General features: G+C 72.1%; 19 protein-coding genes. 8 read left to right on the top strand and 11 right to left on the bottom strand.

Going from position 1 to position 21801, the window contains the following annotated elements; all coding sequences use genetic code 11:
* Positions 1-106 precede the first annotated feature (106 nt).
* Both AC13HU_RS07695 and AC13HU_RS07690 read right to left on the bottom strand, forming a co-directional pair.
* Complete coding sequence (locus tag AC13HU_RS07695) at positions 107-1879, bottom strand: MDR family MFS transporter (RefSeq protein ID WP_483041000.1); 1773 nt, start codon at positions 1877-1879, stop codon at positions 107-109.
* Positions 1876-2457: a MarR family winged helix-turn-helix transcriptional regulator gene (locus AC13HU_RS07690; RefSeq protein ID WP_483040999.1), complete on the bottom strand. Its 582-nt coding sequence runs from the start codon at positions 2455-2457 to the stop codon at positions 1876-1878. The genes AC13HU_RS07695 and AC13HU_RS07690 overlap by 4 nt, the downstream gene beginning before the upstream one ends.
* A gap of 182 nt (positions 2458-2639) precedes the next feature.
* Here AC13HU_RS07690 and AC13HU_RS07685 point away from each other — a divergent pair, with 182 nt between their 5' ends.
* Positions 2640-3929 (top strand): preATP grasp domain-containing protein, encoded by a 1290-nt coding sequence (locus AC13HU_RS07685; RefSeq protein ID WP_483040998.1) that lies wholly within the window; start codon positions 2640-2642, stop codon positions 3927-3929.
* 90 nt (positions 3930-4019) lie between these two features.
* On the opposite strand, the gene AC13HU_RS07680 is transcribed toward AC13HU_RS07685, so the two are convergent.
* From AC13HU_RS07680 to AC13HU_RS07670, 3 genes are all read right to left on the bottom strand, one after another.
* Positions 4020-4409 carry a RidA family protein gene (locus AC13HU_RS07680; protein WP_483040997.1) on the bottom strand — a complete coding sequence of 130 codons (390 nt, stop codon included), beginning with the start codon at positions 4407-4409 and terminating at the stop codon, positions 4020-4022.
* Positions 4406-5533, bottom strand: a complete 1128-nt coding sequence (locus AC13HU_RS07675; RefSeq protein ID WP_483040996.1) for a mandelate racemase/muconate lactonizing enzyme family protein — start codon at positions 5531-5533, stop codon at positions 4406-4408. The genes AC13HU_RS07680 and AC13HU_RS07675 overlap by 4 nt, the downstream gene beginning before the upstream one ends.
* A 74-nt stretch (positions 5534-5607) precedes the next feature.
* Positions 5608-6372, bottom strand: a complete 765-nt coding sequence (locus tag AC13HU_RS07670) for a creatininase family protein (protein WP_483040995.1) — start codon at positions 6370-6372, stop codon at positions 5608-5610.
* A gap of 41 nt (positions 6373-6413) precedes the next feature.
* Between AC13HU_RS07670 and AC13HU_RS07665 the strand changes: the two genes are divergently transcribed.
* Positions 6414-7373: an ROK family protein gene (locus AC13HU_RS07665; protein WP_483040994.1), complete on the top strand. Its 960-nt coding sequence runs from the start codon at positions 6414-6416 to the stop codon at positions 7371-7373.
* 35 nt (positions 7374-7408) lie between these two features.
* On the opposite strand, the gene AC13HU_RS07660 is transcribed toward AC13HU_RS07665, so the two are convergent.
* The 5 genes from AC13HU_RS07660 to AC13HU_RS07640 are packed head-to-tail and all read right to left on the bottom strand — an operon-like array spanning position 7409 to position 12690.
* The gene (locus AC13HU_RS07660; RefSeq protein WP_483040993.1) at positions 7409-8350 is read right to left on the bottom strand and encodes an ATP-binding cassette domain-containing protein; all 942 of its coding nucleotides are present in this window, start codon (positions 8348-8350) and stop codon (positions 7409-7411) included.
* Positions 8347-9219 carry an ATP-binding cassette domain-containing protein gene (locus AC13HU_RS07655; RefSeq protein ID WP_483040992.1) on the bottom strand — a complete coding sequence of 291 codons (873 nt, stop codon included), beginning with the start codon at positions 9217-9219 and terminating at the stop codon, positions 8347-8349. Before AC13HU_RS07655 ends, AC13HU_RS07660 begins: the two co-directional genes overlap by 4 nt.
* Entirely contained in the window at positions 9216-10130 is a 915-nt protein-coding gene (locus AC13HU_RS07650; protein ID WP_483040991.1) for an ABC transporter permease, read from the bottom strand. Before AC13HU_RS07650 ends, AC13HU_RS07655 begins: the two co-directional genes overlap by 4 nt.
* Positions 10127-11119, bottom strand: coding sequence for an ABC transporter permease (locus AC13HU_RS07645; RefSeq protein WP_483040990.1), 993 nt, complete (start codon positions 11117-11119; stop codon positions 10127-10129). The genes AC13HU_RS07650 and AC13HU_RS07645 overlap by 4 nt, the downstream gene beginning before the upstream one ends.
* On the bottom strand, positions 11119-12690 hold the full coding sequence (locus AC13HU_RS07640; protein WP_483040989.1) for an ABC transporter substrate-binding protein: 1572 nt from the start codon (positions 12688-12690) through the stop codon (positions 11119-11121). The genes AC13HU_RS07645 and AC13HU_RS07640 overlap by 1 nt, the downstream gene beginning before the upstream one ends.
* Positions 12691-12741: 51 nt before the next feature.
* Between AC13HU_RS07640 and AC13HU_RS07635 the strand changes: the two genes are divergently transcribed.
* Positions 12742-13611, top strand: coding sequence for an IclR family transcriptional regulator (locus tag AC13HU_RS07635; protein ID WP_483040988.1), 870 nt, complete (start codon positions 12742-12744; stop codon positions 13609-13611).
* Positions 13608-14660, top strand: a complete 1053-nt coding sequence (locus AC13HU_RS07630; RefSeq protein WP_483040987.1) for a serine hydrolase domain-containing protein — start codon at positions 13608-13610, stop codon at positions 14658-14660. The genes AC13HU_RS07635 and AC13HU_RS07630 overlap by 4 nt, the downstream gene beginning before the upstream one ends.
* Positions 14661-14824: 164 nt before the next feature.
* Here the strand turns inward: AC13HU_RS07630 and AC13HU_RS07625 are convergent, their stop codons facing one another.
* Positions 14825-15775, bottom strand: a complete 951-nt coding sequence (locus tag AC13HU_RS07625) for a YhfZ family protein (RefSeq protein ID WP_483040986.1) — start codon at positions 15773-15775, stop codon at positions 14825-14827.
* A 201-nt stretch (positions 15776-15976) separates the two neighbouring features.
* Between AC13HU_RS07625 and AC13HU_RS07620 the strand changes: the two genes are divergently transcribed.
* From AC13HU_RS07620 to AC13HU_RS07605, 4 genes are all read left to right on the top strand, one after another.
* The gene (locus AC13HU_RS07620) at positions 15977-16885 is read left to right on the top strand and encodes a DUF7973 family transport facilitator (RefSeq protein ID WP_483040985.1); all 909 of its coding nucleotides are present in this window, start codon (positions 15977-15979) and stop codon (positions 16883-16885) included.
* 50 nt (positions 16886-16935) lie between these two features.
* Positions 16936-18333 (top strand): FAD-binding oxidoreductase, encoded by a 1398-nt coding sequence (locus tag AC13HU_RS07615; RefSeq protein WP_483040984.1) that lies wholly within the window; start codon positions 16936-16938, stop codon positions 18331-18333.
* Between the two features lie 70 nt (positions 18334-18403).
* Entirely contained in the window at positions 18404-19903 is a 1500-nt protein-coding gene (locus tag AC13HU_RS07610; RefSeq protein ID WP_483040983.1) for an FGGY family carbohydrate kinase, read from the top strand.
* Positions 19900-21531 carry a glycerol-3-phosphate dehydrogenase/oxidase gene (locus AC13HU_RS07605; protein ID WP_483040982.1) on the top strand — a complete coding sequence of 544 codons (1632 nt, stop codon included), beginning with the start codon at positions 19900-19902 and terminating at the stop codon, positions 21529-21531. The genes AC13HU_RS07610 and AC13HU_RS07605 overlap by 4 nt, the downstream gene beginning before the upstream one ends.
* Positions 21532-21801: the final 270 nt, after the last annotated feature.

The following is a 21801-nucleotide window of genomic DNA, read 5'->3' as shown; positions in this document are numbered from 1 at the left end:
GCCATGTCGGGTCCACCCGCACCGGACACCGCGCCCCGCTGCCCGGGGGCGGGCAGCGGGGCGGTGGAGCGGGCGGAAACGATTCGTCGGGTGAGTGCGGTCGGTCTTAGCGGTCGGTCGCGGATCCGGTCCGAGGGGTGTCCGGGGAGTGGGCCGGGGCGCTGGGCACGGCGGCGTCGGTGCGCGGTGCGGTGTCGTTGCCGGCCGGGGCCGCGGCGGGAGTCGCGGCGGGAGCGGCGCTCGCGTCGGCGGTCTCCGCCTCGGTACGGGCCTGGTTGCCCGAGACCAGCCGCAGCGGCACCTCCTTGAGGCGGGTGGAGAGCACGATCGCCGCCAGCAGCAGGACGGCCACGATCGCGAAGACCACGTCGCCGGCCGCGGAGAAGCCCGCGAAGAACGGGTGGCTGAGCGGCTTGGCCAGCCCACCCAGGAACGAGGTGTCGTCCAGGCCGCTGCCCAAGTGCTGGTGCAGCGCCGCGAGTTGGTCCGGGTGGGCCTTGGCCGCGGCGACGAACGCCGGGTCGGTGGCCGCCTTGGTGTACTCGTGGGCGATCTTGGTGCCGGCCTGCGAGAACAGCACGGACAGGAAGATCGCCGTGCCCAGGGTGCCGCCGATGGAGCGGAAGAACGTCGACGACGCGGAAGCGACGCCCATGTCCTTCGCGGGCACGGCGTTCTGCATCGCCAGCACCAGGCTCTGCATGTTCAGGCCGAGGCCGATGCCGAAGATCGCCATGTAGATGTCGGTCTGCCACAGGGGAGTGTCGGCGCCGATCAGGATCAGCAGGCCCATGCCGATGACCATGAGGACGGACCCGACCACCGGGAAGATCTTGTAGCGACCGGTGCGGGCGATGAGCTGACCCGCACCGAGGGAGGCGAGCATCAGCCCGGCGACCATCGGAAGCAGCAGCAGGCCGGACTTCGTCGGCGAGGCGCCCTTGACGATCTGCAGGTAGAGCGGGATCACCGACAGCCCCCCGAACATCGCCATGCCGATGATCGTGACCTGGGCCGAGGCGACCGAGAAGGTGCTGCTGCGGAAGAGCCGCAGCGGGAGCAGCGCGTCGTCGCCCATCCGGTGCTGGACCCGGACGAACAGCGCGAGGCCGGCCGCGCCGGTCAGGTAGCAGGCGAACGAGCCGGCCGAGCCCCAGCCCCAGCTCTGGCCCTGCTCGGCGACCACCAGCAACGGCACCAGGCCGACGGCGAGCAGCGCCGAGCCCCACCAGTCGATGCGCCGCTCGCGGCGGACGTGGTCCAGGTGGAGCACCTTGGCGATGACGACCAGCGCGAAGGCCGCGATCGGGACGTTGATGTAGAAGATCCAGCGCCAGCCCGCGGTGCCCAGGAAGCTGTCCGTGCCGGAGAGCAGACCGCCCAGCACCGGCCCGAGGACGGAGGCGCTGGCGAAGACGGCCATCATGTAGCCCTGGTAACGGGCGCGCTCGCGGGGCGGGATGATGTCGCCGATCACCGCGAGGGCGAGCGGCATGATGCCGCCGGCGCCGATGCCCTGGAACGCGCGGAACCCGGCCAGTTCGTACATCGACTGGGCCAGGCCGCACAGGGCCGAGCCGATCACGAAGATCACGATCGAAAGCATGAACAGCCGCTTGCGACCGTAGATGTCCGACAGCTTGCCGAACAGCGGCGCGGCGATCGTCGAGGTGATCAGGAACGCGGTGGTGACCCACGCCTGCGCGGACAGGTCGTTGAGGTCGTTGCCGATCGTCTTGATCGCGGTCGAGACGATCGTCTGGTCCAGCGCCGCCAGGAACATGCCCAGGACGAGGCCGGACAGGATCGTGAGTATCTGGCGATGGGACAGCGCGCCGTCCGGCGGCGCGCCTGTCTGACGGGTTGCGGAGGCGCTCATGCGCTACTGCCTTCTTTCGAGTCACTGGTGCAAGCGCCCGGTCGCGCCGCGTCGGTCATCCAATGGGCGTGGGTCGTGTCGTAGGCCGCGGTGAACCGCTCCAGGAGCCGGGTGAACTGGCCGCACTCCTCGGCCGACCAGCCGCTCACCACCTGCGCGACGAAGGCCATCCGGGCCTGCTCGTGTTCGGCGATCACGGCCCGGCCGGCGGCGGTCACCACCAGCAGGCTGGCCCGGCCGTCCATCGGGTCGGCGCGGCGCTCCAGCAGCCCGCGGCCCACCAGCGCGGCCACCTGGCGGCTGACCGTCGACAGATCCGACTGGACACTGGTGGCCAGCGCGCTCGCCCGCATCGGGCCCTCGACCGCCGCGGTGCGCAGGAGGATCTGCGTCGCCGAGTCGACGTCGTCGCTCGCCGCGGCCAGCAGCCGCGCCTTGGACCGCCGCACCGTCCGCAGCAGCTCGACCACCGCGTCCGCGACCGAAGCCACACCGGCGCCGGGCGTGCCCCGGCCCCCCTGGCCCCCGCGGTCCGCGCCGCTCTGCCCGGCAGCGGACGCCGCGCCGCTCTGGTTCACCAAAAGTGCCCACCTCCATGTCTACCGTTGCTTGTATAGCACAAGTGATTGTATAGGACAAGTGCTTGGCTTGTACAAGTAATGCCGCCCACGGCGGCCCACGGCGCGCAGCGCGCAGTCCGCATTCCGCGGCCGGTCGGAGGCGCTGGTACGCAGCCGTGGGAAACGGGAAGGGCTGGATCATGATTCCCGAGCACGACGATGTCGCGCCGCTGATCCTCCTCGCGAACTTCGCCTCCCCGGTGCCGGCGAGCCTGGACGCAAGCGAGGCGGTGCGGGGGTGGTCGCAACAGGCACCCCGGAAGGTCTGGCTGGCCCGACCCGGTGATGTGCTGGTCAGCCCCGTCCCGGTCCCGGAGGACTTCCGGCGCTACGCCGGACGGTTGCTCGGATTCCCGCACGAGACGGTGGAGATCGTCGTCGTCCCGGACCTCCCGGGCACCGGCATGCCGGCGGCCGTCCGGCAGCACGGACTCGGCGGGACCCTCCGGGAACTGGCCCGCCGACATCCGGGGACCCGGCTGCTTCCCCTGGTGCTGGACGGCGCGGCGGTGGTGCTGGCCGCCGAACTCGGCATCCAGGTCTTCCCGTTCGGGTCCGGCCGGCCCGGCGCCACCGTGCTGGGGGTGGTGGACCGGCTCAACACGAAGACCGGGTTCCGCGCCGTCGCGCACGCGCGGGGCGTCCGGATGCCGGAGGGCCTGGTGTGCCGGGGCCGGGAACTCCCCGGTGCGGTGGCGCGGATGGTGTCCAGGTTCGGGCGGGTGGTGGTCAAGGCGGACCGCTCCGCAGGCGGCCTCGGCATGCGGTTCGTCTCCCGCGACGACCCGTCCGTGGGAGCGGTGCCGGACGGAACCGGGCTGTGGGTCGTGGAGCGGTGCGTCCGTTACACGAAGGAGGTCAGCGTGCAGTGCGTCGTCGAGGCCGCCGGGCCACGGGTCGTGTTCAGCGGTGAAATGCTCACCCGGGACGGCTCGTTCACCGGCTACCGCTCACCCCTTCGCGACGTACCGCCCGACACGGTCGCGGAACTGGACGCATGGGGACTCGCCATGGGGTGGCACCTCGCCGACCACGGGTACGCCGGGCCGTACAGCATCGACGCCCTCCTGGGCGAGGACGGAACGCTGTACGCCACCGAGAGCAACGTACGGCGCACCGCGACCACCACACCGCAGGCCATGGTCACCCGCCTCAGCCACGCGGCCGGACGCCCCGCACCCGCCTGGCTCATCGCCAAACGGACGGCCCGCACCGCGCACACCTTCTCCCAGGCCGTGGAACGCCTGCACACCGCCGGACTGGCCTACGGCGCCGCACACGGAGAAGGCGTCGTCCTCTACGCGGGCAGCGCCGGCGGCCGCACCGGAGCGGGCAGCCACTGGCGCTACGCGGTGCTGGCGCCCGACGGCCCGCGCACCGAGGAACTGGAGAGCGAACTCGCCACGGTGCTGGACCTGGTCGAGCCCTGAAGCGCGCAACGGCGTTCGGGCCGTTTCGGCAGCCCGGCCGGCAGCCCGGCCGACTGGGCGCCGGCCGGTCCGCCGGGCGTACTTCGACCTTCAGGAGGGGATGGCGGCCACCACGTCGATCTCCACGAGGATGTTCATCAGGTCGGAGCCGACCGTGGTGCGCACCGGGTACGGCTCCGTGAAGAACTCCCGGTACACCGCGTCGTAGGCCGCGAAGTCCCGGCGCAGATGCTGGAGGTGGGCCGTCACCTTGACCACGTCGTCCATGGTCAGCCCGCGCGCCGCGAGCACCGCCCGCACATTGCGCAGCACCTGCGCGGTCTGCTCCGCCACCGTCTCGGGCACCGCTCCCGTGCGCGGGTCCTGCGGGCCGAACCCGGCGGTGAACAGCAGCCCGCCGGCCACCACGCCCTGGCTGTAGGCCCCCGCGGGGCGGGGCGCGTCCTTGGTGTGTACCGCCTGCTTGCTGTGCCCGCTCATCCGGTCAGGTCTCCCTCACGCTCGTTGACCGCAGCGAAGTGCCGCAGTTTGTCCTCGTCCACGCTGACGCCCAGGCCCGGTCCCTCCGGTACCCGCAGCCGCCCGTTCTCCAGGTGCAGCGGCTCGATGATGTCGTCGGCGTGCAGGTAGTACATGCTGTCGATGGCGCGGGAGAGCACCGGGGTGCTGGCGACGACCGCCAGGTGCGCGGCCGTCGCGATGCCGAGCTCCCCGCCGCTGTGCAGGTTCATACCGAGCCCGAAGGTCTCGCAGTGCGCGGCGAGCGCCTTGGTGGCCGCGATGCCGCCCCACTTGTAGACGTCACCGTGGATGACGTCCACGGCGTTCAGCCGCATCGCGGGCGCGAACTCCTCGAACCGTACGACGCACATGTTGGTGCACAGCGGTATCCGCACCTTCGCCTTCACCTGGCTCATGCCCTCGATACCGGAGCAGGGGTCCTCCAGGTACTCCAGGTTCAGCTCCTCCAGGGCGATCCCCGCCCGCACCGAATCCGGCACCGACCAGGCCGCGTTGGGGTCGACCCGCAGGTTCACCTCGGGAAGCGCCGCGCGCAGCGCCCGCAGGATCGCCACGTCGCCCCAGACGTCCGTGGTGCCCTTGAGCTTGACGGCCTCGAAGCCGCCCTCCGCCACCACCCGCACGGTGTGCTCGGCCAGCGCCTCGGCCAGCGCCGCTCCGCTCGCGCCGGGGGCGTCCGCGCGGGTGATCAGGGCCGTGATCGGGACCTCGTCACGCACCCGGCCGCCCAGCAGGTCGGTCACGGACTGCTCGGTCGCCTTGCCCATCGCGTCCCAGCAGGCGACGTCGATGGCGGCGATCGCCGCGTACCCGAGGTAGCCGTGGAAGAAGGGCACCATGTGGTGCCTGCGGTGGAAGCTCTCCAGGGCGAACGGGCTGGTGCCGATCAGCTCCTTGCCCAGCGTCTTGACGATCGCGGCGACCGGCCGGCCCCACATGGTCTCGCCCCAGCCCTCGACGCCGCTGTCGGTACGGATGCGCACCACGGTGCGGGTCTCTCCCGTCTTCGTCTCGAACGAGCTCGTGAAGGGGTTGACCAGCGGGAGGTTGACGACCCACACATCGACATCGACGATCTTCATACGCGTTCTCTCCAACTCGGTGGTGACAGGTTCGGTGCCGGCGGGCACCGGTTCAGCGGGTGGCCGCGGCGAACTCAGCGGGTGGCCGTGTCGAACGCCCGGATCGCGCGGGCCAGCCCGACGGCGCGTGCGTCCAGCAGCCGGTGGCCGCGCGCGGCGTCGGCGGACGAGGCGTCGTCGGTCGACCCGCCGACCCGGGCCCACTCGCCGTGCCGCTCCACGGTCAGGCCGGGATAGGGCGGGTGGTCGAACAAGGGCGGCGGCTGCACCGGCGCGCGGGCCGGCACGGGCGTACGTACCAGCTCCGGGTACGCCGCCAGCATCAGCGACGTCTCGAACCAGCCGGCGTGCCCCGGGGTGACCTCGGGCCGCCCGCCGTCGTCCTCCCCGGAGGTGACCGTCCAGTACGAGCAGGCCGCGACGGTGACGTCGGAGCGCAGCGCGAACCGCTTGACGGCCAGCCGCATGATTTCGTCGTTCCCGCCATGGCCGTTGACCACCATGATCCGGTGGTAGCCGGAGGTGGCGAGCGAGTCCAGCACGTCGTCGAGGACCGCCCCCAGGGTGGACGCGCTGAGCGACACCGCCGCCGCGAACAGGTGGTGCGGGCTGTGGCCGAAGGGCAGCGCGGGCAGGCGCACCAGCTCCGTACCGCCGTCGTCCTGCCCGAGCAGGGCCGTGGCCCGGTCGATCACCGCCTCGGCGAGGAGGGTGTCGGTGCCCATGGGCAGGTGGGCGGCGTGCTGCTCCTGGGAGCCGACGGGCAGCAGGGCGATGCCCCGCGCCCCGGCCGCGCGCACCTCCTGCCAGGTCGACTCGGTCAATCTCGTCTGGATCACAGCACTACCTTCCTGAAACCCGGTCGTGGCAGAGTCGGCCCATGGCCGACGAACATTTCCCCTTGCGACTGGTGCCCGAGCTCGAACCGGAGCCGGTCGCACCGCGTGTTCCGCGCCGGTTGGGGGCGGTCGAGCTGGTGCCCGGCCGGGTCAGGGCCGCGGTGCTGGACATGTCCGGCACCGTGGTGGAGCGGACCGAGACCGGGTACAGCGCGGCCACCGCGCGGCCCGCCGACCTCGACGCGGCGCTCGCCCGCGCCGCCCGGGTCTTCGCCGGCGGCCGGCTGGAGGGCATCGGGGTGGCGGCGGCCGGCCTGGTCGATCCCGACGCAGGGCTGATCACCGAGGTCAACGACGTGCCGGCGCTGCGCGGCTATCCGGTGGCGGCCCGGCTGGAGGCGTCGACCGGGGTGCCGGTGCGGGTGGAGCACCACGCCAGGCTCCAGGTGCTCGGCGACCGGTGGTTCGGTCCCGGCCGTGGCCGGCGCACCTTCGCGTCGGTCTCGACCGGCGAGGTGCTGGGCGTGGGCATCCTCTACGCCGGCCAGGTGCTGGCCCCGCCCGGCGGCCGCAGCGGCGCCCACATGACGGTGTCGTCCAGCGGGGAGCGCTGCACCTGCGGGGGCCGCGGCTGCTGGAAGACCGTCGCCACCACCCGCTGGCTGCACGCCAGGGCGCGGGCGGCCGGCCTGGGACAGTCCGCGTCGCTCGGCGCCCTGGTGGCACGCGAGGACGAGGCCGCGCAGCGGGTGGTCACCGAGTACGCGGAGAACGTCGCGCTGGGGCTGGTCAACGTCCAGCAGCTGTTCGCCCCCGGCCTGTTCGTGCTGCACGGCGAGGCGCGTGAGGGCGGCGAGCGGTTCCGCGGGCTGATCGAGGAGCGGCTGCGGGCCGGCCTGGTGGGGGACGGCGCGGAGCAGCCGCGGGTCCTGGTGAGCACGGCGGCGGTCGACGACGTGGCGTTGCTCGGCGGCGCCGGGCTGGTGCTGTCGCAGTTGTAGCGGTGCCGCGGCGCGACCGCCGGGCTCGTATCCGGTCATCGCGCGTCCCCGGCGACCGCGGAGCCGCCGTCGCCGGTGCCGGCCGTGCCCGTACCCGTGCTGCCTGCCGTGCCTGCCGTGCCGGTCGCGGCGATCGACGTGGCGCGGCCCCGGCGGCCCCGGCGCGGATCGGGCACCGGCACCGCGTCCAGCAGTTGCCGGGTGTACTCGTGGCGGGGGTGGCGCAGCACCTGCGCCGCGTCGCCGACCTCCACCAGCCGGCCCTGCCGCATCACGGCGATCCGGTCGGCCACCTGCTGCACGACGGCGAGGTTGTGGGAGACGAAGAAGTAGGTCAGGCCACGCCGCTGCTGGAGCTCGGCGAGCAGATCGAGGACGCGGGCCTGCACCGACACGTCCAGGGCGCTGGTCGGCTCGTCGAGCACGATCAGCCGGGGTTCGACCGCCAGCGCCCGCGCGATGGACACGCGCTGGCGCTGCCCGCCGGAGAACTCGTGCGGGTAGCGGTCCTGGATATCGGCGTCCAGGCCCACCGACTCCAGCAACTCGCCGACCCGTTCCCGGATGTACGCGCGCCCGCGCCGGCCGCGGGCGGCCGGGTCGTGGGTGACCATCGGCTCCGCCACGATGCCGGCGATGTTCATGCGCGGGTTCATGCTGGAGTACGGGTCCTGGAGGACGACCTGTATCTGGCGGCGCAGGTGGCGCAGTTCGGCGGGGGAGAGGGCGGCGAGGTCCTGCCCGTCGAACCGGACGCTGCCGGCGGTGGGTTCCATCAGCCGCAGCAGCAGCCGGGTCAGCGTGGTCTTGCCGCAGCCCGACTCGCCGACCAGCGCGAGCGTCTCGCCCTCGCCGACGGTCAGGGACACGTCGTCCACCGCGACGCTTCCGTGCCGCCCGCCGAACTCCTTGCGCAGCCCGGTCAGTTCCAGCAGTGGCCGGCGGGTCTCGGGTGCCGTGCCGGCTTCGGTGGTCATGCCAGCTCCAATCGGGGGGTGGCGGCCAGCAGCCGGCGGGTGTAGTCGTCGGCCGGGTGGTCGAAGACGTCCAGCACGTCGCCGGTCTCCACGACCGTGCCCTGGTGCATGACGGCCACCCGGTCGGCGGTCTCCGCGACCACCCCGAGGTCGTGGGTGATCAGCAGGACGGCCATGCCGTGCCGTTCCTGCAGGGAGACGAGCAGGTCGAGGATCTGCCGTTGCACGGTGACGTCCAGCGCGGTCGTCGGCTCGTCGGCGATGAGCACGCGGGGCCGGCCGACCAGCGCCGCGGCGATCATCACGCGCTGCCGCAGGCCGCCGGAGAGCTCGTGCGGGTACTGCCGGAACCGGCGTTCGGGGTCGCGAATACCGACCTCGTCCAGCGCCGCGACGGCCGCCGCACCGGCCTGCGCGCGGGACATCCCCTGGTGGTGGCGGAGCACCTCGGCGACCTGGACGCCGACCCGTCGCAGCGGGTCGAGGCTGGTCATCGGGTCCTGGAAGACCATGGCGATGTCCTGGCCCCTGATCCGGCCGAGCTCCTTCTCGGAGACCGTGAGCAGGTCGCGCCCTTCGAAGAGGACCCGGCCGCCCGCGTAGACGCACGGCGGCTGCGGGTTGAGCCGCAGCACCGACAGGGCGGTGGCGGTCTTGCCGCTGCCGGACTCGCCGACGACGGCGAGCGTCTCGCCCTGCGCCAGGCGCAGGTTGACGCCGCGGGCGGCGTGCACGGTGGTGGTGTCCAGCCGGAAGTCGACGCTCAGGTCGGCGATCTCCAGGACCGGTTCGGTGGTCGGTGCGCCGGTGGTGACCGGCTCGTGGCCGGTCTTCGGCTGGTCAGTGGTCTTCGGCTGGTCAGTGGTCATCGGCGGTACGCCTTCGGGTCCGCGACGTCCCGCAGGGCGTCGCCGGTGATGTTGATGGCGAGCGAGGTGAGCATCAGCGCGATGCCGGGGAAGACCGCGACCCACCAGGAAGTGCCCAGGTACAGCTGGCCGTCGGCGAGCATCGACCCCCAGGTGACGGTCTCCTTGGGCACGCCCAGTCCCAGGTAGCTCAGCGACGCCTCGGCGACGATCGCGGCGGCGATGTGCAGCGTCCCGATGGTGGCCAGCGGCGCCATCACGTTGGGCAGCAGGTGGCGGCGCATGATGGCGACGTCGGTGACGCCGATGGCCCGCGCCTCGGTGACGAAGTCGCGGGAGCGCAGCGACATCACCTCCGAGCGCACCACCCGGGCGTACGACACCCAGCCGGTGATGCCCAGCACCAGGATCACGTACCACAGGCCGGAGCCGAAGAACCCGACGATGGCCAGCGCCAGCAGGATCGAGGGGAAGGCGAGCTGGACGTCGGCCAGTCGCATCAGCACCCGGTCGGGCCAGCCGCCGAAGTAGCCGGCCGCCAGGCCGATCACGGTGCCGATCACGCCGGCCAGCAGCGCCGCTCCGGCGCCGACCAGGATCGAGACCCGGGTGCCGTAGATGACCCGGGAGAGCATGTCGCGGCCGAGCTGGTCGGTGCCCAGCAGGTGGCCGCCGCTGCCGCCGTGCTGCCAGGCGGGCGGCTTGAGTCGCATCAGCAGGTCCTGCGAGTTCGGGTTGTCGGGCGCGAGCAGCGGGGCGAAGACCGCGGCGATCAGCAGGATCGCCAGGACGGTGAGCGCGGCCACGGCGAGCTTGTTGCGCAGCAGGGAGCCCAGGGCGGCGGAGCGCCGGCCGCGGGTTGCCCCGCGGGCGGGGGCCGCGGCGGGTGCGGCTGGTGAGGTAAGGGTCATCGGGAGTTCCTCACCCTCGGGTCGAGGAGGCTGTAGGAGAGGTCGACCAGCAGGTTGACCACGACGAAGGTGGTCGCGAAGAACAGCACGGTCGCCTGGACCAGCGGGAAGTCGCGGTTGGAGATGGCCTCGATGGTCAACTGGCCGACGCCGGGCCAGGAGAAGACCTGCTCGGTGAGGATCGCGCCGCCCAGCAGGCTGCCGACCTCCAGGCCGATCACCGTGACCACCGGCAGCGACGCGTTGCGCAGGCCGTGCGTGAGCACCGTCTTCACCGGGCCGAAGCCCTTGGCGCGGGCGGTGCGGATGTGGTCGGAGGAGAGCACGTCGATCAGCGACGAGCGCAGCAGCCTGGCGACGACCGCGATGGAGTAGACGGAGAGCGTCACGGCCGGCAGCACGAGGTTGGCGACGGTGCCGTAGCCGGAGGCGGGCAGGGCGTGCAGGCCCACCGCGAAGACCAGGATCAGCAGGATGCCGACCCAGAACGGCGGGGTGGACTGCCCGAGCAGGACGCCGGTCATGATGCCGCGGTCCGAGGCGCGGCCGCGCCGCATGGCGGCCACGATGCCGGCGGGCACGGCGATGACGAGGGTCACCACCAGGGCCGCGGCGGCGAGTTCCAGGGTGGCCGGCAGTCGGTCGGCCAGCACATGGCCGACGGGTTCGTTGTAGGAGATGGAGTTGCCGAAGTCGAAGTGCAGCAGGCCCCAGATGTAGTCGAGGTACTGCGTGATCAGCGGCTTGTCCAGGCCGAGGCTGGCGCGCAGCACCGACTCCTGCTTGGCCGTGGCGTCCGGCGGGAGCAGCAGCTTGACCGGGTCGCCGGAGAGCCGGACGAGGAAGAAGGAGACGGTCGCGGTGCACAGCAGGACCAGCAGCGCGGTGCCGACCCGGATCAGGATCGCGCGCAGCAGTCCGGCGCGGACGTCGAGCCGGGACCGTCCTGTGCCAGCGGTGCGCGGCGGCCGGAGGGTGAGGTCGCTCATCAGGAGATCTCCGCACTCTGCATGGCCAGCACGCCGGCGGACCCCGGCTTCCAGCGGGGGCGGTCGTTGCGGGCGTAGATGTTGTCGATCTGGTAGAGCGGTACGAAGGGGGCTTCCCGCTGGATCAGTTGCTGGAGGTCGAAGAAGGCGCGCTTGCGCTCCGCCGGGTCCCCGGACAACTCCTCGATGTCGATGAGGCGGTCCGCGTCCTTGTTGTGCCACCTGCTCTGGCGGCGGTCGCTGCGGACGTTGGACTGGAGCATGCTCTCCCCGTCCAGCGTCCATACGGTGCTGGCGGCCAGGTACATCGGCCCGAGCGCGTTGTGGTCGTCGGAGGTGAGCCGGTCGGCGTAGGTTCCGGGGTCCAGCAGTTGGACCTTGGCGTGCACGCCGGCGCGGGAGAGCAGGCCGGAGATCGCCTCGGCGACGTTGGAGTCGATGTTGGAGGCGGTCAGTTGGGTGGAGAACCCGTTCGGGTGGCCGGCCTCGGCGAGCAGTTTGCGGGCGGTGTCCAGGGAGCGGGTGAACGGCTTGATGGAGGGGTCGAAGCCGAACGCGCCGCGGGGGATCATCGCGGGCACCTCAGTGGCCTTGCCGCCGAGCACCGCCTTGATCAACAGCGGTACGTCCACGGCGTGGTTGAGCGCCTGGCGTACCCGAGGGTCCTTCAGGGGCCCGTCCGCCAGGGTGTTCAGCGACAGGTAGGAGGTCCTGACGCCCGTGAAGCCGTCCAGCTTGACGCCGCCGTAACCGTCCAACTGCTGTGCCGCGTCAGGGGTGAGGCCGGCCACGAGGTCGACCTGGCCGCTTTGCAGCGCGGCGAGCGAGGAGGACGGGTTGGGCTGCGGTCGGAACACCAACTCGTCGATGTGCGGGCGGCCTTGCCAGTGGCCGGGGAAGGCCCGCATCCGCAACTCGTGGTCGCGCTGCCAGCGGACGAAGGTGAACGGCCCGGTGCCGACCGGGTGTTCGGCGAACCCGGCGTCCCCGACCTTGGCCAGGTAGCGCGGCGGGACGACCACGCCGCCGAAGAGCGAGAGCTTGTCCGGCAGGATCGGGTCGTGCAGGGTCGTGTGCACGTCGACGGTGAGCGGGTCGACGACGGTGACGTCCTTGACGTAGCGCAGTTCGACGATCGGCGACTTGGTCGCGGGGGCCAGCACGCGTTCGATGCTGAACTTGACCGCCGCCGCGTCGCAGGGCTCGCCGTTGTGGAACTTCACGCCGGGGCGCAGGGTGAAGCGCCAGGTGGTCGCGTCGCGGGCGACCCAGGACAGGGCGAGCCGCGGGTGCAGGAGGTTGTCCATGCCGCGGGTGGTGAGCGTGTCGAACATGTTGATCAGGGCGTTCATCGACGTCATGTCGCCCTGTTTGTGCGGGTCCATGGTCTTGGGGTCGCCGGGCTGGGACACCCGCAGGACGTTGCCCGCGCTGCTGGCGGGGCTGGTGCCACACCCGGTGAGCAGTGCCGGAGCCGCGACAGCCGGGATCAGCAGGCCGCCGAACCGCAGAATGTCGCGGCGGGACGGGCGATTGCGGTCCACGTTCCTCCCTTGACGAAGTCGTTCCATTGGACAGCACATCCGTTCCGGCAGATGGAATGATGGGCTAAGCTAAGCGACATGGCGAAGATGGTCAACACTCGAATCGACGAGCAGAGTCGAGAGCGGGGCCGCGCGAAGGGTCCGATCGACAAGGCGATGGAAGTGCTGGAAGCGCTCGTCGAACCCGGTGGGCCGCACCGGTTGGGCGATCTCGCACGGCGCACCGGCCTGACGAAACCGACCGTCCACCGCCACCTGCAGACCATGGCCGAGTTCGGCTTCGCCCAGCCCGTCGACGGCGGCCGCTACCGGGCCGGACCGCGGCTGCTGGGTCTTGCCGCCGCCGCCCTTGACGACGGCCAGGACCTGCGGCTGGCCCGCCCCGTGCTGGCCGAACTGCACCGCCGCACCGGCCAACTCGCCTACTACGCCGTACGGCACGGGGATGACGCGGTCCATCTGGAACACTCCGATTCGCCTCCGGAGTTCCGGATGGGCGCGCGGCCCGGCGGCCGTACGCCCCTGTACCGCAGCGGACCCGGCCTGGCGATGCTCGCCGCGCTGCCGCCGCAGGAGTGCGCCGAGGTGCTCGACGGCGTGCCGCCGGAGGCGTGGGCCGCGCACCCGCTCGGCGACCCCGAGGCGATCCGCGCGGTGCTGCGGGAGGCCGCCGAGCGCGGCTACGCGGTCGACGACGGATACGGCGAGCCCGACGTGCGCTCGGTCGCCGCGCCCGTGCTCGACGAGACGGGGCAGGTGATCGGCGCGGTCGGCATCTGCGGGCTGACGTTCACCCTCGACCAGGAGAGCGTGCGGCTGTTCGGCCCGATGGTGCGCGCCGCCGCCCGGTCCGTCTCCGCGGGCCTCGGCGGCCGGGGGCCGGCGCTGGGCGTGGTGGGCCGGACCGCGGGGGAACGGGACGCGGCAACGGACGGGGGCCGGGCATGAGTTCCCTGGGCGATCTGCTCGCCGCCGGCCGGGAGCGGGGTGTCCACTCCGCGGCGGCGTGGTCCGTCGGCGACGCCGCCGGCACCCTGGACCGGGGCTGGACCGGCACCAGGAGCTGGGGCGGCGAGGCACTGGACGGTGACGACCTGTGGGACCTCGCCTCGGTCACCAAGCCGGTGGTCGGGCTCGTGGTGATGGCCCTGGTCGACGAGGGCACGCTGCGGCTGACCGACACCATCGGCGACCATCTGCCGGAGTACCGGGGCGGCGACAAGGCGGAACTGACGATACGTCAACTCCTCGCCCACGTCTCCGGCATCCCCGGCCAGGTCCCCCTCTACCGTGAACACCCCACGCGGGCCGCCCTGTTGGAGGCGATCCGCCTGCTGCCGCTCACGGCCGAACCCGGGACGCTCGTCCAGTACTCCTCGCAGGGGTTCATCATCCTGGGCCTCGTCGCGGAGGCCGCCGCCGGCGAGACCCTGGACGTCCTGGTGGAGCGGCTGGTGTGCGGCCCGCTCGGGATGACCGGCACCGGGTTCCGTCCGGACGCCGAGGCCCGGCGGCTCGCGGTGGCCACCGAGGACTGCCCGTGGCGCGGCCGGGTCGTGGTCGGCGAGGTGCACGACGAGAACGCCGTGGTACTCGGCGGAGTCGGCGGCCACGCCGGCCTGTTCGCCCCGCTCGCCGACATGGAACGGCTCGGCCGATCGCTGGCCGGCGGCGCCCGGGAACTGCTCCACCCCCACACCTTCGAGCAGATGACTGCCGTCCACACCGAGGGCCTGGCGCTACGGCGCTGCCTCGCCTGGCAGGGCCAGGACCCCTCGAACTCGCCCGTCGGCCAGTCCTTCGGCCCCCGCGCCTACGGCCACACCGGCTTCACCGGCACCAGCGTCTGGATCGACCCCGACACCACCCGCTACGCCGTCCTCCTCACCAACCGCGTCCACCCCTCCCGCACCGCCGACGGCATCACGCCAGTCCGCCGCGCCTTCCACGACGCGGCGGCGCAACTGCTCCCCGCGAACGGGAAATCCCGGCGATAGCCCGGTTCCGCGCCGCGCCCCGGCACCACCGGCTTCAGGTCGCGAGCCCGCCGCCTATCGTGCACCAGGTCGTTACCCGCGAACGGCCTTCCCCGCGGCGCCGTACGGCAGTCGAGCACGCGCGGCGGGTCTTGCGCAGTCCCGGGCGTGGAGGTGGCGCCGCGTCAGCTCGACTCGTCGCGCAGCCACTGCTGCTGCGCGCTGAAGAGGGTGGGCAGCCGGATCGAGGCGAGCACGGAACGCAGTTCGCCGCGCTGCGTTCCGCCGACCAGGACGGCCGCGGAAACCTCCCGCCAGTCCGTGACGGTGTCCAGCCGTTCCATGTCCGCGCAGCTCAGTCCGGCGAGGTCGAGCGGAATGACCGTGTGGCTGAGGTGCCAGATGCCGATGTCGACCTGGCGGCGCAGCACCGCTGTCGGGACTTCGGGGAACCGGCAGGCGACGTAGGTGTAGCCGCGGTCGGAGGGGAAGGCCGACTGCGTGAGGAGAACGTGGTCCGGTGAGTCGTGGTCGATCGCGACTCGGGTGCCGGGGCCGAGCGGACTGTCGTTCGTGCGGGTGACCGCGACGAGGCGGTGGGGCGCGTAGTAGGTTCCCGGCGCCAGCGTCAGTGAGGGCGCTGCGGCGGAGCTTTGGGCCGCACCGCGATACGCGCCGGACGAGACGACGGCGAGGTCGTACTCGCCGTTCTGGAGGGCGTCGAGGCGACGGGTGCCGCCGCGCCGGTGGCGGATGGTGTGGGGCACGCCCAGTTCGGTGAGTTCACCGGCGAGGGCTTCGGTCAGGGCGTCGATCTCGGCCGGCCCGCTGGGCGGAAAGAGCAGCCGCAGCGGGGCCAGCCCGGCGATGTGCCAGGCCGCGCCGACATGGAGCGACCCGACGGTGCGCCCTTGGTGGCCGTGCGACGCCGTGACGAGCGCCTCCTGGTCGGCGAGCGCTTTGATGGCCCGCTGGACGGTGCCCGCGCTGGCTCCCACGGTGCGCAGGTAGTGACTGTTGGTGGGGAGCGTCTTTCCGACGCCGACCCGCAACGCGTCCACCACGATCGCGCGCAGCACCTGGTCCAGCGGCCGACGGGCGGCCGGAGCGGGAGGCAACTGGTTCGTGCCGTGCACCTGGGTACTCCCGCTTCTCTCGCTCGCGCGACAAGGCCGCACGGTACGGCCCTGGGCTGATCACGTTACAGCGCGCACATGATCGGGTCACAGCACGCACACCGTTGACACCTCGGCATCTCCCGCCGTACGTTTGCTCCAAAATTCGAGTACTCCAAATATGGAGTACTCTGGAACGGTAATCGGCCGAGGGAGTCCGGGATGCATCTCACGCTGGAAGCGGTGGCGGCTGCCGCCGCGGGGGGCCTGTTCGCCGCCGCTGTCGGAGCCCTGGCGGCATTCGTGCTGTGCGGGCTGATGATCATGGTGGGAGTCGCCGGTGTGATCGGCGCGGGAAACCCCTGGTTCCTGGAGCACGTCGCACTCGGCGAGTGGTTCGGGCCGCACATCGCCTTCGCCGGCGCGGTCGGCGCGCTCGCCTACGCGGCGCGGCGCGGGAAGACGACCACCGGTCGTGACATCGTGCCCGGGCTGCTCGCCCTGGCGGACCCGGGAACCCTGCTCGCGGGCGCGGCCTTCGGAGTGCTCGGCCTTGTCGTGCAGAGCGCTCTGAACACGAGCGACTGGATGACGCAGTACTCCAACACCACCGCGATCACCGTGGTCGCCTCGGCGATCGTCGCGCGGCTGGTGTTCGGCCGGACCGGCCTGTTCGGCACCGCGGAGGTCACCCGGCTCAGAGAACGCTTCCGCACCACGCCGACGGCGGCGTGGCTGCCGGCGCAGGAGAAGCCGGCGATGGCCGGCCTGCTCGGTCTCGCCGTCGGGTTCCTGGCGTCCTGGTCGGCGGTCGAACTGGTACGGACCGACCCGTCGCTGGGCCTTGCGGCCGGTGTCCTCGCCTTCGGCGTCTCAGCGCTGTCCCTGGTCTTCCTGGCCACGCCGATCGCCGTTCCCGCCACCCACCACATCACGTCCGTCGCCGCCGCGACCGGCCTGGCGTTCTCCTCCGTATGGGTGGGCGCGCTGGCCGGCTTGGCCACAGCCCTGGTCGGTGAGGGAGCCTCACGGCTCTTCTTGATCCACGGCGACACCCATATCGATCCCCCGGCCGTGGCGATAGCCGTCATGACGCCGGCCTGCCTGACGCTGGCCACCGTCCTCACCTGACGGTGCCGGCCCGGGACCACCACGCATCAACAGAAGGAACAAGGAACACCGTGCCTGACATCTCGCCCCTCCTGGACCAGCTCGCCGCCGACCTCGGGATCGACGCGGTCAGTACCGACCCGGTGGCTCTGGCCGCGACCAGCCACGACACCTGGCCGGTGGCCACCAAGTGGAACCTGCAGGGCAAGCACCCCTACATGGCGCAGGCCGTCGTCAGGGCAGCGACCGAGCAGGACGTCGTGACGGTGATGCGCGCCGCCGGCGCCGCCGGCACACCGGTGACGACCCGGGCACTGGGCTCGTCCGTGACCGGGCAGCCGCTCCCGACCCGTGGCGGCATCGTCCTGGACGTCTCCGGCCTGGTCGGGCCCCCGGTCATCGACGAGATCGACATGACGGTGACCGTGCCGGCCGGCAACAACGGCGGAGAACTCGAGGACGCGCTCAACGCGGCCGGATGGACCATGCGCTTCTCCCCGCAGTCGTTGTACCGCTCGTCGGTCGGCGGGTGGCTGGCCACGTTGGCCACCGGCCAGTTCTCCTCCCGCTACGGCGGGGTCGAGGACCTGGTCGTCGCCTACCGCGTCGTGCTGGCCACCGGCGAGGCCGTGGAACTCAAGGCGTCCCCGAGGGCGGCCATGGGACCGGACCTGCGTCAGCTGTTCCTCGGGTCGGAGGGCACCCTCGGCGTGGTCACCCAGGTCACCTGCAAGATCATTCCGCTGCCGAAGGAGCGGTTCCTCCAGACCTTCCGGCTGCCCGACCTGGCAGCGGGCCTGGACGTCATGCGCGAGCAGGCGGCGCTCGGCCTGAAGCCCTTCCTGCTCCGGCTCTATGACATCGACGAGGCCCGTCACGCCCTGAACGACAAGGACATCGACCGTCCCGTGCTGTTCGCCGGCACCGAAGGCGAACCGGCCATCGCGGCCGCCGAACTGGACGTCCTGACCGCTCTGGCCACCGCACGCGGCGCCGACCTGCTGGGCCCGGAGCCGGCGGCGGCGTGGATGGGGCGCCGGTTCGACTTCTCCACGGTGGAGAACCACCTCAACGCTCCCGGCGGCTTCGCCGAGACCATCGAGGTCGCCCACACCTGGCGGCACATCCTGGAACTCCACCGGGCGATGAAGGAAGCCCTGGCACCCTTCGCGGACGAAGTGCTCGCGCACTTCTCACACGTGTACACGCAAGGGACCTCGATGTATCTCATCCTGCTCGGCCACGCGCCCGACGACGCCGCGGCCACCGAGCGCCTGGAGAGGATCTGGGCGACCGCGATGGAGGTCTGCCTCCAGCACGGTGCCGAGCTGTCCCACCACCATGGCGGCGGACTCGCCCGCTCGCCGTACTCGCGCCGCTCCCTGGGCTCGGCCCACCTCGTCCTGCGCAAGCTCAAGCACGCGCTGGACCCCGACGCCCTGCTGAACCCCGGCAAGCTCGGTCTGTGACCGGCCCCGGCCCCCATCCCTCCCGGCACCGCTTCGACCGCGGTGCACTCCCAGGATACGGAGCTCAATGATGAGTAACCCATCCCGTCTTCTCGTCATCGACGAGGGCACCACAGGAACCCGCGCCCTGGTGTTCGACGCCGCGGGCGCCGTGCGCGGCCGCGCCTACAGCGAGTTCACCCAGTTCCATCCGGCTGCCGACCGGGTCGAACACGACCCCGAGGAGATCTGGCGACTCACCTCGGCCCGCATCGCCGACGCCCTGCGGGAGAGCGGCACCCGGGCCGCGGAACTGTCCGGCATCGGTATCACCAACCAGCGCGCCACGACGGTGCTGTGGGACCGCAGCACCGGCCAGGCGGTCGCGCCGGCCATCGTCTGGCAGGATCTGCGGACCGCGGCGATGGCGGACCGGCTGCGGCCCGAATGGGGGCAGGCCGTCCAGGCCCGTACGGGCTGGACACTGGCCCCGGTCTACTCGTCGCTGTCGCTGTGCTGGATGCTGGAGCACGACAAGGACCTGGCCAGGCGCGCCGAGGCCGGCGAACTGGCCTTCGGCACCATGGACTCCTGGCTCATCCACCGCCTGTCCGGCGGCGCCGTCCACGCGATCAGCGCGTCGAACGCCGCGGTCACCGGCTCCTACGACCTGCTCACGGACTCCTGGTACCGCGACTGGCTCGGCGCGCTCGGACTGCCGATGAACCTGTTCCCGCCGGTCGTCGACGACTCCGGCCTCATCGCCACCACCGACCCCGCCGTCCTCGGGGCCGAGGTGCCGATCGCCGCAGCGGTCGCCGACCAGTCGGCGGCGCTGTTCGGACAAGGATGCGTCCGCCCCGGCGACGCCAAGACCACCCACGGCACCGGGACCTTCCTCGACGTCAACACCGGTAGCGAACCGGTGATCTCCCGGCACGGGCTCAGCACCATCATCGCCTGGCGCCGCAACGGCCGGACCACCTACGGCCTGGAGGGGTACGCCCCGGTCACCGGCGCGGCCGTGCAGTGGCTGCGCGACGGGGCCGAACTGCTCGGCAGCGCCGCGGAGACGGAGGAACTGGCCCGCGGCGTCGAGGACAACAACGGCGTCTACTTCGTCCCGGCCCTGACCGGCCTCGGCGCCCCGTCCTGGGACTCCAGCGCGCGCGGCCTGCTCATCGGCATCTCGCCGGGCACCACCCGCGGCCATCTGGCGCGCGCGGCGCTGGAGGGGATCGTCTACTCCATCAAGGACTTCATCGAGCTGATGTCCGAGGAGTCCGGACGCGCCGTCACCTCGCTGCGGGCCGACGGCGGCGCCTCCGCCAACGACTTCCTGCTCCAGTTCCAGGCCGACATGCTCGGCGCGGTGATCCACCGGCCCTCGAACGTCGAGGCGACCGCGTCGGGGGCCGCCTACCTGGCCGGCCTCGCGGTCGGCACCTGGTCCGACCCCGAGGAATGCTTCCGGGCCACCGGCGACGACGCGGTCTTCGTTCCGGCGCTGGACGACGCCTCCCGAGACGCCCAGTACACGCAGTGGAAGCGTGCGGTCGAGCGCGCGAAAGGATGGGCCGTACAGCAATGAAGCGATTCTCGCCGTCAGAACTGCCCACCGAGGCCGACCTCCTCGTCATCGGCGGAGGCATCACCGGGGCGTCGGTCGCCCGGGACGCCGCGATGCGCGGACTGTCCGTGGTCCTGGTCGACCGCGACGACTTCGCCGGCGGCACGTCCAGCCGGTCGTCGAAACTCATCCACGGCGGCCTGCGGTATCTCCAGACGTACCAGTTCAAGATGGTCCACGAGTCGGTCCGCGAGCGCGAGGTCATGATGCGCATCGCACCCCACCTGGCCGACCTCCAGCCGTTCATGTACCTGGTCTACGAGGGCTACCCCGAAGGACGGGCGCTCCTCAACCTCGGCCTGACCTTCTACGACGCCTTCTCCAGGGCGCCGTTGAGGCGGTGGCACCGGATGCTGGGCCGCGACGCGGTGCTGCGGCGCGAGCCGCACCTCAACGCCACCGGCCTCAAGGGCGCCGGGCTCTACCACGACGCCCTCACCGACGACGCCCGCCTCGTCATCGACGTGCTGGAGTCCGCGTCCCGGGCCGGAGCGCTGCTGGGCAACCACCGCGAGGTCACGGGCTTCATCCGGGACAGCGGCCGGATCGCGGGCGCCGAGATCGTCGACCGGCTCACCGGCGAGCACATCACCGTACGGGCCAAGAGCGTGGTGAACGCCGCCGGCCCGTGGGTGGATCGCGTCCTCGGACTGGAACGCGCACCCGAACACCCCACGCTGCGCCCCACCAAGGGTGTGCACATCGTGCTGCGCACCGAGGACTTCCCGCTCCGTACCGCCGTGTTCCTGCGGTCCCCCTCGGACTCCCGCGTCGTGTGGCCGACTCCCTCGGGCGATGGCCGGCACGTCTATGTCGGCACCACCGACACCGACTTCACCGGTTCGCTGGACGATGTCGTCGGCGACGAGGAGGACTTCGCGTACCTGCTCGAAGCCGCCAACCACGCGCTGCCCGGGGCGCACGTCGACAGCAGCCACATCGTCGCCTCCTGGGCGGGGCTGCGTCCCCTGATCGCCCCCGTCCCGGGAACATCGAACTCGGCGGCGTCACGCGAGCACAGCATCACCGTCGGCGACTCGGGCCTGATCACCGCCGCCGGCGGAAAACTGACCACCGCCCGTCTCATGGCGGCCCAGATCGTCGACACGGCCGCCGGTCAACTCGCCGACCGGTGGGGGTCGCGGAGCCTGCCGCCGTCCACCACCGGCAAGGTCCCGATCTCCGGCGGCGACCCCGGCGAACTCGCCCGCGCCCGGCACGCGCTGACCACCGCGCCCGTCGCGGAAGCCACCCGGCAGCGCTGGCTGCGCCGGTACGGAGGCAACGCCGCTCTGCTGGCCCGCGCGGCCACCCGGCACGCGGCGGACGGCGAACCGATCGGCGACAGCGTGCTCACCCCTGCCGAGATCAGGCACGCCGTCGTCCACGACATGGCCATGACCGTGTCGGACGTCCTCGTCCGGAGAACCGGCTCCTTCTTCTGGTCCGCCGACGGCGACGCCGCCGCCATCGACCGGGTCTCCGACGCGCTGGAAGCCGAACACGGCTACTCGCCGCAGGTCAGGGCCCAGCAGCAGGCCGACTACAGGCACTGGGTTGCCCGCAACCGGGGAACCCGGCCGCACTGAGCCCGCCGGCACGGCCGGCCCGTTCCGGCTCAGCAGCGCGGGAGCCGCCCCCGGTCGGCTTTACGGACCCGCCGGTGCGGACCGCGGGCGGGGCGGCTGTCCGCGTCGGCCGGGACGGCGGACTCGTCGAGGAGTTCACTCGTCACGGGCAGGACGGTACCGGCCGGCGTTCGGCCTGCGGCCCGGGGCGTTGACGTGTGCGGTGACGTGGGCCGGGGTCAGTGCGCGGTTGTCCAGGGCGGGGTCCAGGTGCCGGGGGCGTTGTGGGCC

It is taken from the genome of Streptomyces sp. NH27, from assembly GCF_056859195.1.
Note: the sequence above shows the minus strand (reverse complement) of the source record. Positions and strands in the feature narration are given on the sequence as shown.